The organism is Enteractinococcus helveticum (assembly GCF_020742345.1).
GTDB lineage: Bacteria > Actinomycetota > Actinomycetes > Actinomycetales > Micrococcaceae > Yaniella > Yaniella helvetica_A.
This window is the reverse complement of sequence record NZ_DYXC01000139.1, coordinates 1-16,664: the sequence shown is the minus strand read 5'-3', so window position 1 is coordinate 16,664 and position 16,664 is coordinate 1. Positions and strand designations below refer to the sequence as shown.

At 56.8% G+C, this 16,664-nt stretch carries 17 protein-coding genes, 1 pseudogene, 1 riboswitch and 1 other annotated feature; of the genes and pseudogenes, 13 read left to right on the top strand and 5 right to left on the bottom strand.

What is annotated here, in order from left to right; genetic code table 11:
• Nucleotides 1-156: 156 nt before the first annotated feature.
• Nucleotides 157-927, bottom strand: a complete 771-nt coding sequence (locus tag K8V32_RS11990; RefSeq protein WP_303907736.1) for an IclR family transcriptional regulator — start codon at nucleotides 925-927, stop codon at nucleotides 157-159.
• A 21-nt stretch (nucleotides 928-948) separates the two neighbouring features.
• On the opposite strand from K8V32_RS11990, the gene K8V32_RS11985 reads away from it, so the two are divergent.
• The 4 genes from K8V32_RS11985 to K8V32_RS11970 all read left to right on the top strand — a co-directional run bounded on the left by K8V32_RS11985 (nucleotide 949) and on the right by K8V32_RS11970 (nucleotide 5,203).
• Complete coding sequence (locus K8V32_RS11985; RefSeq protein ID WP_303907732.1) at nucleotides 949-2,442, top strand: MSCRAMM family protein; 1,494 nt, start codon at nucleotides 949-951, stop codon at nucleotides 2,440-2,442.
• A gap of 82 nt (nucleotides 2,443-2,524) precedes the next feature.
• The gene (locus K8V32_RS11980) at nucleotides 2,525-3,982 is read left to right on the top strand and encodes a SpaH/EbpB family LPXTG-anchored major pilin (RefSeq protein WP_303907730.1); all 1,458 of its coding nucleotides are present in this window, start codon (nucleotides 2,525-2,527) and stop codon (nucleotides 3,980-3,982) included.
• A 160-nt stretch (nucleotides 3,983-4,142) separates the two neighbouring features.
• Complete coding sequence (locus K8V32_RS11975) at nucleotides 4,143-4,322, top strand: hypothetical protein (RefSeq protein WP_303907727.1); 180 nt, start codon at nucleotides 4,143-4,145, stop codon at nucleotides 4,320-4,322.
• Complete coding sequence (locus tag K8V32_RS11970) at nucleotides 4,319-5,203, top strand: class C sortase (RefSeq protein WP_303907724.1); 885 nt, start codon at nucleotides 4,319-4,321, stop codon at nucleotides 5,201-5,203. Before K8V32_RS11975 ends, K8V32_RS11970 begins: the two co-directional genes overlap by 4 nt.
• A gap of 13 nt (nucleotides 5,204-5,216) precedes the next feature.
• Here K8V32_RS11970 and K8V32_RS11965 read toward each other — a convergent pair whose 3' ends face one another.
• Nucleotides 5,217-5,519 carry a hypothetical protein gene (locus tag K8V32_RS11965; RefSeq protein WP_303907721.1) on the bottom strand — a complete coding sequence of 101 codons (303 nt, stop codon included), beginning with the start codon at nucleotides 5,517-5,519 and terminating at the stop codon, nucleotides 5,217-5,219.
• Nucleotides 5,520-5,749: 230 nt separating this feature from the next.
• On the opposite strand from K8V32_RS11965, the pseudogene K8V32_RS11960 reads away from it, so the two are divergent.
• The 7 genes and pseudogenes from K8V32_RS11960 to K8V32_RS11930 form a co-directional block, all read left to right on the top strand.
• A pseudogene (locus K8V32_RS11960) lies at nucleotides 5,750-6,268 on the top strand (NAD(P)/FAD-dependent oxidoreductase); the annotation flags it as partial.
• Nucleotides 6,269-6,315: 47 nt separating this feature from the next.
• A protein-coding gene (locus tag K8V32_RS11955) for an IS3 family transposase (protein ID WP_303907718.1) occupies nucleotides 6,316-7,544 on the top strand; the annotation gives its coding sequence in 2 pieces (ribosomal slippage) (nucleotides 6,316-6,595 and nucleotides 6,595-7,544; 1,230 coding nt in all).
• Nucleotides 6,594-6,711: a sequence feature (AL1L pseudoknot), on the top strand. (Overlaps the previous gene by 118 nt.)
• A 68-nt stretch (nucleotides 7,545-7,612) precedes the next feature.
• Complete coding sequence (locus K8V32_RS11950) at nucleotides 7,613-8,305, top strand: DUF3039 domain-containing protein (protein WP_303907715.1); 693 nt, start codon at nucleotides 7,613-7,615, stop codon at nucleotides 8,303-8,305.
• A 106-nt stretch (nucleotides 8,306-8,411) separates the two neighbouring features.
• Nucleotides 8,412-8,521: riboswitch (TPP riboswitch) on the top strand.
• A gap of 36 nt (nucleotides 8,522-8,557) precedes the next feature.
• Nucleotides 8,558-9,241: a YkoF family thiamine/hydroxymethylpyrimidine-binding protein gene (locus K8V32_RS11945; RefSeq protein ID WP_303907713.1), complete on the top strand. Its 684-nt coding sequence runs from the start codon at nucleotides 8,558-8,560 to the stop codon at nucleotides 9,239-9,241.
• A complete protein-coding gene (locus K8V32_RS11940) occupies nucleotides 9,238-9,855 on the top strand; it encodes an ECF transporter S component (protein WP_303907710.1) in 618 nt (205 codons plus the stop codon). Before K8V32_RS11945 ends, K8V32_RS11940 begins: the two co-directional genes overlap by 4 nt.
• Nucleotides 9,852-11,270, top strand: coding sequence for an ABC transporter ATP-binding protein (locus tag K8V32_RS11935; RefSeq protein ID WP_303907708.1), 1,419 nt, complete (start codon nucleotides 9,852-9,854; stop codon nucleotides 11,268-11,270). Before K8V32_RS11940 ends, K8V32_RS11935 begins: the two co-directional genes overlap by 4 nt.
• Nucleotides 11,267-12,013 (top strand): energy-coupling factor transporter transmembrane component T family protein, encoded by a 747-nt coding sequence (locus tag K8V32_RS11930; RefSeq protein ID WP_303907705.1) that lies wholly within the window; start codon nucleotides 11,267-11,269, stop codon nucleotides 12,011-12,013. Before K8V32_RS11935 ends, K8V32_RS11930 begins: the two co-directional genes overlap by 4 nt.
• Nucleotides 12,014-12,049: 36 nt before the next feature.
• Here K8V32_RS11930 and K8V32_RS11925 read toward each other — a convergent pair whose 3' ends face one another.
• Together K8V32_RS11925 and K8V32_RS11920 are read right to left on the bottom strand one after the other, a co-directional pair.
• Entirely contained in the window at nucleotides 12,050-13,312 is a 1,263-nt protein-coding gene (locus K8V32_RS11925) for an ATP-binding protein (RefSeq protein WP_303907701.1), read from the bottom strand.
• A gap of 485 nt (nucleotides 13,313-13,797) precedes the next feature.
• Nucleotides 13,798-14,100 (bottom strand): hypothetical protein, encoded by a 303-nt coding sequence (locus K8V32_RS11920; protein WP_150119396.1) that lies wholly within the window; start codon nucleotides 14,098-14,100, stop codon nucleotides 13,798-13,800.
• 282 nt (nucleotides 14,101-14,382) lie between these two features.
• Here K8V32_RS11920 and K8V32_RS11915 point away from each other — a divergent pair, with 282 nt between their 5' ends.
• Complete coding sequence (locus K8V32_RS11915) at nucleotides 14,383-15,024, top strand: phosphatase PAP2 family protein (RefSeq protein WP_303907694.1); 642 nt, start codon at nucleotides 14,383-14,385, stop codon at nucleotides 15,022-15,024.
• Here K8V32_RS11915 and K8V32_RS11910 read toward each other — a convergent pair.
• On the bottom strand, nucleotides 15,021-16,118 hold the full coding sequence (locus K8V32_RS11910; protein ID WP_303907691.1) for a maleylacetate reductase: 1,098 nt from the start codon (nucleotides 16,116-16,118) through the stop codon (nucleotides 15,021-15,023). The two genes, K8V32_RS11915 and K8V32_RS11910, sit on opposite strands and share 4 nt — an antisense overlap.
• Before the next feature lie 273 nt (nucleotides 16,119-16,391).
• Here K8V32_RS11910 and K8V32_RS11905 point away from each other — a divergent pair.
• A partial coding sequence (locus K8V32_RS11905) for a hypothetical protein (protein WP_303907688.1) occupies nucleotides 16,392-16,664 on the top strand: 273 nt, incomplete at its 3' end.

Below are 16,664 nucleotides of genomic sequence, written 5' to 3'. Positions count from 1 at the left end.
GACGTACAGTGTTATCAGGAGGGTGTTCAGTTCTTTGTTCACAACATATGCTTAAACCCTCCAACCTTCTTTAATAGGCCTCGTCTGCTTCAGCGCGCAGAAACATTGGCCCCGAAGCAACGCCACTGCAGCACAGCACTAATAGGAATTACTCATCTAGCGGGCGAGACGTTTTTGCATCTGCTGCTGGTGCGGGCGCAACTGATTGACCAACGCAACGGCATCGGAGCGCTTATGTAAACGAATCTGCGGCACGGTGACCGTCACCGAAGCCACCCCCACCCCGGCGCCATCCACCAGGGCCATGGCCACCGCGGCCATGCCCACTTGAGACTCACCGGCTTGTACCGCCCACCCACGCTGACGTGTGCGTTGCAGTTCTGCCTGAAGGTCCGAAAAACTGTGCACCCCTTGTGGGTTGTGCACCTCTGACGCGGTTTTAGTCTCCCAATCCATGTCCCGAAAAAGCGCTTCAATGTCTGCATCGTCCAGGGTGGCCAGTAAAGCCCGCCCCGCGGCTGTACTAAAGGCCGGTGCAACTCGACGAATCGGGGTGGAAATGGTGACCAGGTTGGGGCTTTCTTCGCTGAGAAGAAAACGAATATTGCGGCCTTCGAGAACCGCAATGGAACAGGATTCAGACAGCTCTCGAGTCGCCTTGCGCAGCAACGGGGCCAACACGGCGCGCATGCTTTTATCGCGGTTCACATCGTCAGCAATCTGGCGCAGGGTGCCACCCACTGAATAGGGACCGCCACTAAAATCTTGCCGCAGAAACCCTTTTGTCAGGCAGGTATTCAAGAGTCGATGCGCCATCGACGGGCTGATCTGTAATGCTCCGGCCACTTCGGTGACCGACACTTCCCCTCGAGATGCCACCAACTGAACCACGTCCAAGGTTCTCGCCCCGGTCTGCAACACGCTCACAGCATATTCCTCATAGAGGAAATGGTGGCACGTCTAGCCATGCAGAACAAGGGCAGTTTCACCAACACCCCGCAGCAAGAGACCACCCTGACTCTTATCAAACAATTTGATACCTCCTACGGTGCCCCCGAAGTGGTGGATGACTGGAACCTCACGGCGACGAGCGCGGCTAGTTCTGACCCGATCGAGTTCGACAGTGGACAAACCCGGGAAGTGATTCCGGGTGAGTACACCATTGCTGAAACCTTCGGCCCGGATGCGCTGACACCGGAAGAAGCCGGTTATGAACTGGCCTCCATCGTCTGTACAACAGAGGACGACGTAGGTAACGCATTCGAGCTCACTGATGGGCAGCTCGACGTTCCCGCTGGCACCGCCACCGAATGTGTGCTGGTCAACCAGGATCTACCCGGTAGTGTCTCTTGGCTGAAAACCAACACTCAGGGCGACGCTCTGGAAGGTTCCGCATGGGAAATTCACACCCCGGACGGCACTGTCCTCACCACTGTGAGTGACAATGACGAAAACGATGCAGACTCGCGCAACGGTTACGTTGCGGTTGAAGAACTGTCCTGGGGTGAGTACCAGCTGGTGGAAGTAACAGCACCGGAGGGGTACTACCTGCTAGAAGAGCCGGTGGACTTCGTGATCACCGGTACTGAACGGGACTATGAGTTTGCCCAAGCTATAGAGAACATCTCCATCCCGACGTTGACACTGATCAAAGAGTTCGACATCAACTACGGTGCCCCAGCTGATGTTGACCCATGGAACCTGCGGGCTTCCCACACACCTGATTCTGGCGATGACATCTATGAGTTCAATAGCGGCGATACCTACCAGGTGACACCCGGTGAGTACGTGATCTCTGAGACTTTCGGATCGGAGGAAATCAGTCCCGAAGAGGCCGGATACACCCTGCAGAGTGTGCAATGTTTCGTGGATCAGGGCGGCTGGGGTGCAGGTTCTAACTCGGCTCCGATGGAATCAGCTCAACCGGCCGAACACAGTGATTCGGAATCGCACCGCGTAGATATTGTTGATAATTCTCACACCACATGTGTGCTCACCAACGCTGACCGTCCCGGCAACGTCGAATGGAACAAAATCAATCCCGACGGCATTGCCCTGGGAGATTCAGAGTGGGAGTTTGTTGGCCCGGACGGTTTCGACACCATCACCATCGTTGATAACGACGGCGAATGGGATGCCGCAGAAGAGGTAGGCACCCTGCGGGTTGATGAGTTGCTGTGGGGTGATTACACCCTGACCGAAACTCGCTCACCTGCTGGTTTTGATCTCGACCCCGAACCCCGTCACTTCACCATTGGCGGTATGCATCTCAGCCACCTCTTTGAAGAGGATTTCGTCAACACTCCCCTCAGCCCAGGAACCTTGCCGCTGACTGGCGGGTTCTCTGACCGGTGGCCGCTGATTGCCGGTGGCTTGGGCTTAGCCGTTCTGGCGGTGTTTGCTTGGTCGATTCTTCGCTCGCGAGAACAGTCATCTTCCTAATACCACCCCGTTTCACCCCCCTGAGTCAGTGAACGATCACACCCCTGTTACGTTCATCCTCACCCAATGAAAGGAACACTTGATGAGTGCTCAAAAAATCCCCCTGGGCAAGCGCATGGTTGCTGCTCTTGGCACCGTTGCGGTTGCTTTTATGGCGCTCTTCGGCGCAGGAGCTGCAGCACATGCTGCTCCAGCCGGTCCAGGAAATATTGATTTCGAAAAAACAGACGGCTCGATCATTGTTCACAAACATGCTCAGCCCAATCCGGCCGGCGACCCAGCTGACGGCTCAGATCTAGGCGTGATCGATAATCCGCTGGAAGGCGTGGAGTTCACCGTACAGAAGGTCGAAAACATTGACCTATCTGACGAAACCCAGTGGGCTCAGCTACAAGATCTCACCGCAGCGGATATTGATCCGGCCGACCTGGAAACCCCGGGTTCTACGCTGGTGACCCGTGCCGATGGTACTGCCGAGTTCACCGACCTTGAGGTAGGCGTCTATTACGTCACCGAAGGTGAAGATACCGGTAATAACAACATTGTGCGCAAAGTTGACCCCTTCCTGGTGATCATCCCCACCGCGATCGATGGTGAATGGGAATACACCGTTCACGTGTACCCCAAGAACTCCCTAACAGAAGTCACCAAGACGCTGAATGAGGATGCTGACGATGCCGCAGAAGGCGCCGGAGACATCATCTCCTGGGATATTACCTCCACCGCACCGGTGCTGGCACCGGAAGATGAGTTCACCGAACTGCGCCTGGTCGATACGTTGGACGAACGACTCATGTTCGAGTCCATCACCGAGGTCACCTACGGTGGCGCGGCATTAGAGGAAGCCGACTATGAAGTCACCTCTTCCACCAATGCCGACGGCGCTGATGTGGTCACCTTCGAACTGACTGAAGCTGGTCTGGCCAAGGTTGCAGCCAACGATGGTCAGCAACTGGCCTACGCACTGAATACCTCGGTGCGTGAAGGTGCTGATATCGGTAACGGAGTCATCGAGAATGAGGTGACCCAGTACACCACCATTAATGAGCAAGAGTTCGATTTCACCACCCCTCCGACCATCACCAACTGGGGTTACGTGAACATCTTCAAGCAGGATGCTGACAACCAGTTGGGGCTGGGGGATGCTGAATTCCAGATCTTCCGCACCGAAGCTGAAGCCGCTGATCCAGCCAATAGCGATCCAATCGCTGTTCACGGTCAAACCACTTTTACCACCGATGAAAACGGTGAACTGGTCATCGGCCCACTCAACGCTGGTGCTGAAAACCTGCGCGAATACTGGGTGGTGGAAACCAAGGCTCCAGCAGGTTACCAGCTGGACCAAACCCCACAGCCGGTTGACGTGAGCGCCGGTGCTAATGCAGAGCTGGTTTACACCCTGGACAACGTCAAGCAGCCTGACTTTGAACTACCACTGACCGGTTCCACTGGCACCATGGTGTTCCTGGGTGCTGGGCTACTGCTCTTGATGAGTGGCGGCGGGCTTTACCTGCGGAACCGTGCACGCTCAGCAGCCTAAGCGCCTCTGATAAAACTGAGGAAACAACACAGGTGCGGTAGAACCCCGAAACTGTTGTTCACACCCCGGCGGGGAGCCTTTGAGATGAGGGACCACCCCGCCGGGGCATTCCATTCTGATCCATTTACCGTATGGATCTACTGATTTCAGGAGTTGTTCGGTGTTGTTGTCATTACTGTTGACGGGTTTTTGGCTCAGCCACACCGATCGTGAACTCGTCGAGATTGAACCAGACTTTGGTGGGCTCACGGTCAACGTGTTTTACACCGGCGGCGCCGTCATTCTGGTGGGAGTGGCAGTTCTGGGATTGATTTACTGGATGAGGAACCGGAACCTATGAGCGAAGCTGTTCTGCAACGTCCTCGAAGAACACGTCCTGCACCCGTCAAACACCGTCTGCAGTTTGCGGTGCTGGGGCTACTGGGCGTGTTGGTGATGCTATATCCGATGACGGCGAGCTGGTTTTCCCAACTCAACCAGTCACAGCTGATTGATAATTACAGCGTGCAGGTCGATGAAATCTCAGAACTGGTGCGGGCCGAAGCACTCGCCGAAGCGCACACATATAACCAGACACTTCAGTCCGGTGCCGCTTTTGACCCCTTCACCCGCGGGCTAGCCAGCGTTGATTCGCAACCGTACCAAAACTATTTGAGCATTCTTGAAGGCGTTCCCACCGGTGTCATGGCGCGCATTGTGATACCGGAAATCAATGTTGATTTGCCCATTTATCACGGCACAAGTGCAGAAGTATTAGATAAAGGAGTCGGCCACCTCTACGGCACCGCGCTTCCCGTGGGAGGAAAAGACACCCACTCGGTGCTCACCGCGCATTCTGGACTCGCTGAAGCGGTGCTCTTCACCCACCTGGATAAACTCAATGAAAACGATATTTTTACCATTGAGACCTACGGTGAGAATTTCACCTACCAGGTGAGACGCATGGATGAAGTATTGCCTCATGAAACAGAATCACTGATTCCAGAAGCCGGCCGAGACCTGCTGACACTGGTGACGTGCACACCCATCGGGGTGAACAGCCACCGCTTACTCGTCACTGCCGAGCGCATCCCCAATATAGAGGGCCCTGAACAGTACCCACTTCAGACTGAACAACCAGGATTCCCCTGGTGGGCGGTGTATATCGGGGCGGCGGTTATCCTCGCTGCGCTGTTCGTGTTTGGTCCCACGTGGTGGAGAAAACCGCGTCGAAGTGTCTGATAACTCGTGTGTACTAGTTCCACGTAATGCGTTTAATGTTCAGGTTATATGCGAGTGCGCAGGGTTTCTTGATGGCGAAGTTCGTGGCTCTGCGGTACGTATAGGCCCAACTGCCTCGTGTGCCGACACACTGAAAAGTGACAAGCGACGGTTGATTACAGCTACCCGAGATGACCGTGGGCATCTGAACCACAAAACACCCGGCCGCCTGGGCCTCCGGTGCTGAGGCAACGCTACTTGCGGTCATCAGGCCGGTGGCGAGCAGACCGCCAGCGGCCAGTGTGGCTAAAGTCTGTTTGAAGGACTTGCGTGCCATGAATTTCACTCCAAATGTCGTCGTGACGTGCAGATATGGCAATATTACACGACAGAAAACGCCCGCACCAGGCTTGCTGTGCGCTCCCAATCAGGTTCCCTCGGGTTTCCATGGGGCGGTAGCGCTGTTGTATGGGTGTGCCGGCTCAGCCAGCATGGGTAGTCAGCAGGCGTATCACTACGCCACCCCGTGCACCACCTAAGAAATGCCCATGCAGGAGGACCTTGACCGTGACCGAGCAGATTTCTGAACCCATCCACGACGTCGTCATAGTGGGCTCCGGTCCGGCCGGCTACACCGCCGCCGTCTACACGGCGCGAGCAAACCTGGCTCCGGTGGTGATTGCCGGCTCGGTCACAGCCGGCGGGGAATTGATGAACACCACCGATGTGGAAAACTTTCCTGGCTTCCCTGAAGGCATTATGGGTCCAGAGCTGATGATGAACATGGAACAACAGGCACTGCGTTTCGGTGCCGATATTCGTCGCGAAGACGCCACCGCGCTCACCCTGGACAAGCCTATTAAGGAAATTACATTGGGCACCGGCGAAGTAGTGCGCGCTCGCAGTGTGGTGTTGTCTACCGGCTCGGCGTACCGGGAGTTGGGGGTGCCCGGTGAGAAAGAATTTGTGGGTCGAGGTGTGAGCTGGTGTGCCACCTGTGATGGGTTCTTCTTTAAGGAGCACGAGATTGCCGTGGTGGGCGGTGGCGACTCGGCCATGGAAGAGGCGCTGTTCCTGACCAAGTTCTGAACCGTCCTGGGTTTTGTTCCGTCCTAAAATGAGAGGATAGAACTATGCCAACCAAATACCCGCAGTCGTTTAAAGATCGTGCCACGCGCTTGGTGCTTGATCGGCTCGAAGATGAAGACGCGCCGAGCCGGTATGTGGTGATTCGTGAAACCGCGCCCAAGCTCAGTATCGCGACAGAGACGTTGCGCCGATGGGTGGAACAAGCTGAAGTGGATACCGGCAAGAAGTCAGGGGTGCCCACGGATGCCCAAGAGCAAATCCGGAAGCTGAAGCGGGAGAACGCGGAGCTGCGCCGGGCCAATGAGATCCTCAAGACGGCGTCAGCTTTTTTCGCAGCGGAACTCGACCGCCCCACGACGAGATGATCGCATATATCGATATGTTCAGGGATCGTTTCGGAGTCGAGTCCATCTGTCGTGTCCTGGGCGCGACAGATCGTGGGTTTATCACCTCACGCGGCTATCGGGCGGCGAAAGCCCGTCCTGCCAGTGATCGTTCGCGCCGGGATGCCGCGTTGATTCCGGTGATCAAAGAGCTGCACCAAGCCAATTATGGGGTCTATGGGGTGCGCAAAATATGGCATGCCATGAGACGTGCTGGCTGGGAAGTTGGCCGTGACCAAGTGGCTCGGCTGATGCGCCTGGCGGGACTCAGCGGTGTGGTGCGAGGACGAAAACCCCACACCACCATCGCTGCGAAGGTCCCGGATCAGCGGCCAGATCTGGTCAACCGGGACTTTGGCGTCACAGCACCCAACCGGCTGTGGGTCGCGGATATAACCTATGTGCGCACCACCAGCGGATTTTGCTACACCGCGTTTGTCACGGATGCCTTCAGTCGTAAGATCGTGGGCTGGTCGACCCGCACGACGATGCGTACTGATGCGCTGCCCTTGGAAGCGTTAGAGCACGCGCTGCTCAGTGCCAAAGACCAAGCCCTGGATGGCTTAGTCCACCACAGCGACCGCGGCTCGCAATATGTCAGCATTCGCTATACCGAACATCTTGCCAAGGCTGGTCTGACGGCATCGGTTGGGACCGCTGGAGATGCTTACGATAATGCATTGGCCGAGACGGTTAATGGCTTGTATAAGACCGAATTGATTTATGCTCGGCCCGCGTGGCCATCAGCCACCGAGGTGGAATTCGAAACGATGAACTGGGTCCACTGGTGGAATACCACCCGATTGCATGAAGCCTTGAACTACCAGACCCCGACCGAAGTAGAAGCCAGCTATCATATGACCCAGGCTCAAGCCCTGAGCCCCGTATAAAAAACGGAACAAAACCCAGGGCGCTTCACGAGGATCATGACGATTTTTATTTCCGCGTTGAACAAGCTGTGACATCTGGCGCGGTGGAGGCATGGTTACCGAAAAATGAAGACAAACGGCTTCTGAAACAAGAAACGGCTGGACGCCTCTTGACGGAGTGGGACCTCGAAATCCAACGCAGGGTTCTCCAGATACTCGAAAACATTCGTCCAGGAACGCCTCGCACTATTGAAATACCCCACCCATTGAATGATGCTGAGACTTATGCAGTCATAGAACTCGAAATCAGCTCGTTCCAGGAACCTGGTTACACTTTCGACGAAGCAGTTGTTTCTATCGACTTTGGGTCAGGGCGTTACAACGCGAAGAAGCAATCTAAAGATGACGGCAGCATCGGATCCAGCTTGCAGCCTGGCGGACACCTCGAATGGCAGCTGACTCTTCGTCTTCTAATATCGTTGCATCCGCCCGAGCAGGATTGGGAACGGTTCCAGGACGAATTCTCGACGTACGCCGAGACAGGCTATTGGCAGAAACGAGGGCAAGTTCTAAGAGACCTTGTTGATCGGGGCGAGCTGGCGGAATCGAAGCCTGGTGTTCACAAACACTATGCACACAGGGCCCATATTGCTGGGAGCCTTATTGAAGGTACAGGTATCAGAGCAATGTGTGGAGTGATCTTCGTGGCTCCACAAGATTACGCAAGCCTACCTCTGTGTCCCGAATGTCATGATCGCTTTGAAGAACTGCCGGCACTCTGAGGTTCAAATACCATACGTTTCCTTCCCGCCGTCGCGAGGCCGAGAGTACTCGTAGAAAATCGCAACGTTGGCCAGGCGCCGTCTTAACCGACTATGGTGGTGTGCGACATAGACCCCGGGGTGCACTGAAACTGGTGCTGAGAGTGCGGAGATGCCGCAGACCCGATTCACCTGATCCAGATCATGCTGGCGTAGGGAGAGGTCCGAAGTTCTCGAGTTGTTGAGAACCCGGTGGTCGGAAGGGAGACCACCGTGAGTGGTCCAACACTATCGCCCCAAACGCTCGGGGCAGAGCTGACACCAGAACAAATCGGCATTGGGATGCGCATCAGTGTGCACCCGCACGCCGATGATTTCGAACGCATCATTGTCGATGCCATCAAACACACCAGCGAAGTCCTGAGACCTCACGGGCTGACCGAGGGGCTGGATATTCAAACCGGGGAAGTCTCCACCTACGTGGGAGTCAAAACCGGCGACGCCGCACAAAAACTCGCAGCCTATGCGGCAACCCTGATTCACTCGGCTTCGGTGGCTTCGGAACGACGCCACCTGACCAGCCACATCCTGCTGTCCCGCGGCTGCCCAGGCGGTGCAGCCTGTGAATTGGTCCCCGGTGAACTGCCTGCCGAAAAGCGCGTCTTCCTGGACAAATCCGGAATACCTGCGGCAGCATCCTGGTCGCTGTACCCGTTGACCGACGGCAACTTGCCACACATGGACCCGATCATGGAGGCCATCCAGGAAGTCAAAGACTCCGGGCTTGAGGTCACCGAAGATCACTTCGCCACTACGGTGCGCGGCGACCTGTCCTGCGTGCTCACCGTGATCTTCAACGCCTGGGCAAAAGTTGGCGAACACGTCCCACACGTCGTCTCCCACGTGTCACTATCCCTGGATTCCCCAAGCGCACAGAACTCCGGTGATGCAGCATGACCGCCACGAAGCAACAACAATCCACCTACCGCAACCCGTATGACAGCCCGTTCAAATGGCAGCTGAAAGACCTCGTACTTGTGGTCGTGCTCGGCGTGGTCTTCGGATTCGTCTACTGGGCATTAGTCCAAGCCTGGAATGGCCTGGCCATCGCCATGGGTCCGGCCGGCGACCTCGCCCAACACTTCCTCCAGGGCGGCTGGCTGTTGGTCGCGCCCCTAGCCGTGGCCATCACGCGTAAAGCTGGCGCCGGCATCCTGGCCGAAATCATCGCCGCGACTATGGAATTCGTCTTCCTCGGCTCCCCAGTGGGCCCGATGCTGCTGTTCGCAGCCTTCCTCCAGGGCCTGGGCTCCGAACTGCCATTTGCCATCGGCCGCTATCGGAAATTCGGCATCACCCGCTATGCCATCAGCGGGTTCCTGGGCGCCTTCTTCGTGTTCTGGTCCACCGCCATTCAATTGGGCTGGATCGGCCAAGAGATCATGCTGTTGCGCCTGTCCATCCACTGCACCTCGGGCATCATCCTGGGCGGGATCGTGGCCTGGGTATTAGTCAAGGCCATCAAGAAAACCGGCGTGGTCGATAACTACGCCATCGGAAGGGCGCAATGACGCCGAGCCAACCGCTGGTTGAACTGCGCGGATTCACTGCGGTGGATCCGCGCACCAACCGGGTGCTGCTCAACGACATCAACCTCACCGTGCACCCCGGCGAGCAACTGTTGCTGTTGGGCGCCTCGGGTGCCGGTAAATCCACACTGCTGGATGCCATTCGTGGGGTCGTCCCGCACTCGGTGCCGCTGAACATCTCTGGCGACTGCTTCGTCGCAGGCCAACCGGTGATCACCAAAACCGTGGCCGAACTCAGCCGAACCGTGGGCAACGTACCCCAAGACCCACACGCCAGCATCACGCTGCCTCTGGTCGAAGACGAAATCGCCCTGACCTTAGAGAACCACGGCATCGACCCGGCCGAGATCGGCGGCCGCGTCCACAAAATACTGGCCTCCGTGGACGCCGAACACCTACTACACCACCGCACCCAAAGCCTGTCGGGCGGCTGGGTCCAACGCATCGCCACTGTCGCAGCACTGGCAGCCGAACCCAGCGTGGTGCTCGCCGATGAGCCCACCTCCATGCTCGACGGCGCAGGCGTCGCCGCAGTCATGCAGGTGCTCACCGAACTCACCGGCCACGACGGCGCCCTGATCCTGGTCGAACACCGACTCGACGAACTCGCCGACGGCCCCGGCCTCCCCGAACGCACCGTGGTCATCGACGGCGGCCGCATCCAAGCCGATGGCCCCACCGACCGAGTCCTCGCCGAACACGCAGACCAACTCGAAGCCAACGGCGTCTGGACCCCAGGCGTGCGATTACCCGTCTACAAGGTACCAACCATCGACGCCGCCGCTGCACCGCTGCTGCGCGCTGCCAATCTCACCGTCCGCCCGGCATCCAAAGCCGACCCGGTCGTCACCAACATCAATCTCGATATCCACGCGGGCGAGCGCATCGCTGTGATGGGCGCCAACGGCACCGGCAAAACCACCCTGCTCATGGCACTGGCCGGCCTGCTCGCCTCCGACGGAGAAATCACCGGCCGCCCACCGGTCATGGTGTTCCAAAACCCCGAACACCAATTCCTCGCCCACTCGGTCCACGACGAACTACGCTTCGGTCTGACCCCCGACGAGCACACCGAAGCCGCCATCCAACGCCTATCCACCGCCTTTGGCATCGACCATTTGGCAGACCTCAACCCATTCCGCCTCTCCGGCGGAGAAAAACGCCGCCTGTCAGTCGCCACCGGCCTGCTGGCCGCACAACACCGCACCGAACCCACCGTCCTGCTGGCAGATGAACCCACCTTCGGCCTGGACCGTGCAGCAACCACCACCATGCTCAACGAACTTGCGACCCACGCCAACAGTGGCGGCGCCGTCGTCATCATCACCCACGACCACCGCCTGGCCCAAGCCTGGGCAACCCGCACCATCACGGTCGCCCAGAAAGCCCTGATATGACCCTGACCATCCAACACCCATCCGCCCTGGTGACACCCGGAGCCCTGACCCGCTGGAACCCCGCCGTCAAACTCATCACCCTGTTTGTGGTGTCCGTGTCCATGCTGTTCATCTGGGAACCCATCCGCCCCGCACTACTCTGGGTCGGGCTGGTGATCATCGCCCTGACCATCGGCAACGTGCCCGCCCGCTGGCTGGCGTACGCCCACATTCCCTTCATCGCCTTCGGATTTGGCCTGTTCCTGGTCAACGTTCTAGCTCGTGCCGACGACGGCGCACTCATCGGGGCAGCCCTTGCTGGCAGAACCCTGGTCATCGGGGTCGCATCCATCCTGTTTCTGACCTCCACCGCACCCGTGGATCTGATGCGCTCGCTGAACCAGAACCTCAAACTACCCGCATCGATCACCTTCGCCGTCCTCGCCGGCTACCAACTGCTGCTGGGCCTGCCCAAAGAATGGCAGACCATTCGCGCCGCACAGCTCATGCGGCAAGGTGGGGTGGTCAAGCGCAATCGCAAGGGCAAACCAAAACTCACGCTCAAAGACGCCGGGCGGTTAGTCTTCACCGTGCTGATCGTTGCCCTGCGTCGCGCGGAACGAATTGCGACGTCGTTAGAATCCCGCGGCTTCGGACTGAAGCCGCGCACCGTGTACCGGCCCATCTATGTGCGTGCCAGTGACGTCGTACTGGGCATGACCGTAAGCTTCTTTGCCATTGCTTACTGCTTGCCGTGGCTGTAAGAGGTTCGGGGCGGAAACGGCTCGATGTCGAAATGTTCAGGCTGTCAGATGACCTAAGGAAATCACTGATACCCCATCGTTGCGAGTATGGCTGATCTCGCCTGCAGTCAGCACTACCAGCGCGAGATTCTGCGCAGCACGCTCCTCGGTGAGTTTGTTTTTCAGCTTCAGCAGGCTTGTAGCTGCTTTGTTAATGTGTTCGGTGCCGCCCATTTTAACTTCGAAGCCAATCCAACGGCCATCCCGAAATTCAATTATGGCGTCCACGTCAAGGCCGGTCTCATCACGATAGTGGTACACGTTTCCTCGGTGCAGCTCCGCGTATATCCGTAAATCACGTATGGCCAGAGACTCGAATAGGAAGCCAAAAGTGTTTAAGTCTTGCACGAGTCTTGTGGGGCTTGCCTGAAGCGCAGCGGCTGCGAGGGAAGGGTCAATGAAATGCCACTTTGGTTGTACTCGCATTCGAACTTTCGACCGTAAATGTGTGGACCATGCGGGCTGTTCTTCTACGACGAAGATCCGTTCGAGGGCATCCAGATATCGTCGTATGGTGCCACGATCCTGGGGGCCCTGGCCTGGAGCGATCACATCGGCTTCAGCTGCCAGTTTCTGAAGTGTCACCTCGGATGACACATTTCGAGCTAGTGCTCTTACGAGTGCATTCATGCGCGCAGGATCAACGCGCTGGTCGGTTGCGGCCAGATCGACTCGAGTCATATCGTCTAGGTAGCTATCTAGATACTCAGTGGCTTCGGCTGTCGGGTCGGTCACCAGCGCTGGCCAACCACCTCGAACGATTATGTGAGCATATGCTTCAACGGTGGGACCACCGCCAAAAGCCGAAAACGGTTGTTTTTCAATGATCGTTTGCAGACTAACGGCCCGTGTGCTTTCATTGCTTTCCGCTAGTGACATCGGACGCATCAGAATACGGCGAAAGCGTCCAGCACCGCTATGGCGCGTGATGTCGTCCGCAGGAGTGGCGGAGCCCGTCAGTATGAAATGTCCCTTACCGCTGCGCTCGTCTACTTCATGGCGTACAGCATTCCAGATAGTGGGGGCGAGTTGCCACTCGTCAATGAGACGGGGTGTATCACCTTGCATGATCGTCGACGGCGATGTTTCGGCAAATGCTGGCAGATCTGGAGATGAGTCCAATCGTATCGAGCTAGCTGCGGCTTGTTTAGCGGTAGTAGTTTTTCCAACGGCACGTGGTCCTTGGACAATTACAGCGCCGAAATTTTGAAGCGACCGCTTTAGGGTCTCATCTACGAATCTTGCATTATACCGAGGCATAATTACACGGTATCATTTATAAAATACGTCATGCAGCACTTTGCGTGAATTCAAACCCGCAGTTTACGTGATTCATATTCCCCGCTTTGCGTGAAAACTGGAGAAGTTCTACTGCGTGGGGCGGCCTCATGAGCGAGGCTTGTGTCGTTCTGCTCGAAGACGCTCGACACGTCCTGACCGAATAAGATCCTTGGGTACCACTTTGGCTCTCAAGCTCAGCACAGGCTGTTGTAGACCTCGCATCGGTGAGGCGTACAGTGTCTCTATGGACACAATATTTCATTTCAGATACCTCCAGACGTCCTATGCGAAGCCTCAGTCAAACGCCGGGATCGAAAGCTGGGCACCGGCTCGTTTCGCATGCGTCGAGTCAACTGAGTGTTCTTGTATGTAGCCAAGTCAAAAACGAGACGGGGCTGGTCGACCACGAAAATGGTGTATCAGCTCTGAGTCCTGTTGCAGGCATCGTTTACATCTTAGGAGTCCTAATCCTGGGCTATAGCTGCCGGTGCAAGAACGATGTTGAACTGAGTTTTGGGCCGTTGCCTATCCAGTGCTTGAGCAACGGGAGTTGGAACATCTGAGGGTTGTTCCTCGACTACATTGATGAGGGAAGCTTTGAGGTTCGTCTTCGCCGTGCTGATTGTCGCCCTGCGGCGATCAGAGTGAATTGCGGCCTCGTTGGAATCGCGGGGGTTTGGACTCCAACCTCCTGCCGTGTATCGACCCATCCGGGTCAACGCTACCGACATTGTCGTTGGGATGGCCGTGTGTGGTTTGGCTGTCATCTACGTGCTGGCGTGGCCGTAGCGGCTCGCGGAAATTAGCCCAGTGGTTAGCAAACACTGGGAGAAGTTCTTCTTCGACGAAAGCATATGCCTGCATCCAATGGCCACACTCGACGCCAGTGGCCTCAAGACCATGAGTTTGTAGCATTTCAGTGCAGGTCTGTAGGGTATCTTGTTCACCCATCTGACGGTTTCGTGGTGAAAAGTTTGACCATGGCGGAACGCCCCGATACTTCCACGCAGCCGAGGTGTGCGATATCAACGTGAAAGTGGGAGGACGATGTGACCCGGACGAGACAACTTGTGGTACCGGTATTGCTCTGGTTATTCGTTGCCGCTGTCGTCGGCGTACTTTTTGAAACTCCTACTTGGAGCGCCGCCTTATTTGAGACGGCGGTTGATCAGACATTGGTTAATATCGGCACGATCGCATCCACGGTCATGCTTCTCTCACTTGTTGCAGGCTATGGAATCGCGTTTCTGTGGAGCTGGCGCACCGAACATAATGCGGCATGCATCCGATTGCTTTACGGCGGCGTCGTCATTGTCGTGATCTATCTGCTCAACCGGATATTGAAAAGCATGTTTGGTCAGATTCGGCCCTGTCATACCATCCAGACACCAGCAAACTGCCCACCGTTAGATAATTTTTCCTATCCCTCCAACCACACGGTCATCGCTTTCGGGCTTGCGATGGGCTTGGCTTTTGCAATTCCTGGGCTGTCTTACGTTGTCTTCCCGGTCGCGGTCGTTGAGGGAATCTCGCGGGTTTTGGCAGGACACCACTATCCGCATGATGTTCTTGCCGCCGCAGTTCTCGGTACCTTGGGTGTACTCGCCACGCTATTGATATTTGAAGGATTGCAACAGAAACGTACTGAACAGCTCAGTGCCATGAGGGCCAGATACAAAACTTTGGTCTAATCGTGAGACTCCGCGGTGTCAGCTTTACGGACAACGATTGGGTCATCGCCCACCAGCGCGGCGTTGAGTAGCGCAGTCAGGTTGTCGCGCATGACGGGCCGTGGATTATTGGCTGGGACTACGGGCAGGATGATTTCTACTGCTTCGGCGATGTTGTCCTGGGTGAACCCGTAATCAGCGAGCCGGATTGGGGCATTCAGTTGTTTACGCAACCTTTGGAATCCGGCAAGCGCATCGGTGGCGCCCAGTGCTCGAGCAATGCGCTCAGAAGCCTCCGGAGCCGCATCCATATTGAACGCCAACACATAGGCCAAGACTGTGGCATGTGTCTGGGCGTGCGGCAATTCGAAGGTGCCGCCCAGCACGTGGCAGATCTTGTGGTGGAGTCCAGACCCTGCCGAAGCGAATGACACCGCAGATAAATACGCACCATAAAGGAGCTGCTCTCGCCCGGCAAGATCTTGCGGATCATCGACGATCGAGGGGAGACCGGCCGCCAGGGCGGTGATTCCCTCGGTGGCCAGCGCCTGGTTGATCGGATCAGCGCGCGGGCCCCACAGCGAATCGATACAGTGTGCCATGCCATTCAACCCGGAGGCCACCGACAGTTCAACGGGCAAGCCCATGGTGAATTCAGCATCGTAAATCACGGTCTTGGGGAGTACGGCGTCATTGACGCCGGTGGTTTTCCGCGCGTCCACGGTTAGTCCCCACATATTGGTTGCTTCCGAACCAGAATAGGTGGTGGGAACAGCAATAATCGGTAGCCCGGTCTCAAGAGCGATGGCCTTAGCCAACCCGGTGGCTGAACCGCCACCAACACATACCAGTACATCCACATCGTACTGCCGCGCCACAGCGCGAGCATGTTGGGCAACCTCAAAGGGCACGTGCATAACCACTTGGGTGTAGTTGACGAGCACCTCGATCTGGGAGGTGATCTGTTGCGCCGCAGGTTGTGCCCGGTCACTGGCAATGAGCATGATCCGACGAGCCTTGAGACGCCGTACTTCTTGTGCCAGATAGTCTGCTGCTTTGCCGGTTCCAAAGAGTACCCGCTGCCCCAAGCTGACGTGTTCAAATACCAAACTCATGCGTATGCTCCTGATCGATGTGCTACAAGGGGTCTCCTCTAGATTGTCCCATGTTGTACATCAGCGCTGCCGGGCGGCACAGCGATGGCAGCTATATCGATCGGCAGCAGTGCACCGCTGTCACCGATGCCGCGTAGGTTGGTCCTCGAATACGTTGGCCCCAGGTTTCTCACACGTCGAACCAATTGGGTACCCTTGCCGCAAGCGCATTAGAGTTAATGCGATAAAGTGCGCACAGCAAGCGCAATCGTAATTGCAAAGGCGTGAGGGCATTTGGGGACACGACAGATCGTTGGACCGGTTCTAATCTGGCTATTAGTCGCAGCTATCATCGGCGCGCTAACGGAAGTTCCGCCATGGAGCGCCGAGCTGTCCCAAACCATGGCCGTTGAGCCCTGGATCGCAGTCGGACAGATCGTCTCACCGATCATCATGATCATCCTGCTTGTCACCTATCTTGGCATGGTCATCCGCGCCTGGGTCATCCAGGAAAACCTGCCGTTTATCCGGCTGATTTTCGGCGGACTAACCACGCTGGTCATCATG

What these genes read in the sequence shown, in the direction of transcription:
- K8V32_RS11935 (WP_303907708.1), top strand. Translation starts at nt 9,852, where the DNA reads ATGACGCCGAGCCAACCGCTGGTTGAACTGCGCGGATTCACTGCGGTG.
- K8V32_RS11985 (WP_303907732.1), top strand. Translation starts at nt 949, where the DNA reads ATGGTGGCACGTCTAGCCATGCAGAACAAGGGCAGTTTCACCAACACC.
- K8V32_RS11965 (WP_303907721.1), bottom strand. Translation starts at nt 5,519, where the DNA reads ATGGCACGCAAGTCCTTCAAACAGACTTTAGCCACACTGGCCGCTGGC.
- K8V32_RS11940 (WP_303907710.1), top strand. Translation starts at nt 9,238, where the DNA reads ATGACCGCCACGAAGCAACAACAATCCACCTACCGCAACCCGTATGAC.
- K8V32_RS11920 (WP_150119396.1), bottom strand. Translation starts at nt 14,100, where the DNA reads ATGACAGCCAAACCACACACGGCCATCCCAACGACAATGTCGGTAGCG.
- K8V32_RS11930 (WP_303907705.1), top strand. Translation starts at nt 11,267, where the DNA reads ATGACCCTGACCATCCAACACCCATCCGCCCTGGTGACACCCGGAGCC.
- K8V32_RS11925 (WP_303907701.1), bottom strand. Translation starts at nt 13,312, where the DNA reads ATGCCTCGGTATAATGCAAGATTCGTAGATGAGACCCTAAAGCGGTCG.
- K8V32_RS11910 (WP_303907691.1), bottom strand. Translation starts at nt 16,118, where the DNA reads ATGAGTTTGGTATTTGAACACGTCAGCTTGGGGCAGCGGGTACTCTTT.
- K8V32_RS11970 (WP_303907724.1), top strand. Translation starts at nt 4,319, where the DNA reads ATGAGCGAAGCTGTTCTGCAACGTCCTCGAAGAACACGTCCTGCACCC.
- K8V32_RS11980 (WP_303907730.1), top strand. Translation starts at nt 2,525, where the DNA reads ATGAGTGCTCAAAAAATCCCCCTGGGCAAGCGCATGGTTGCTGCTCTT.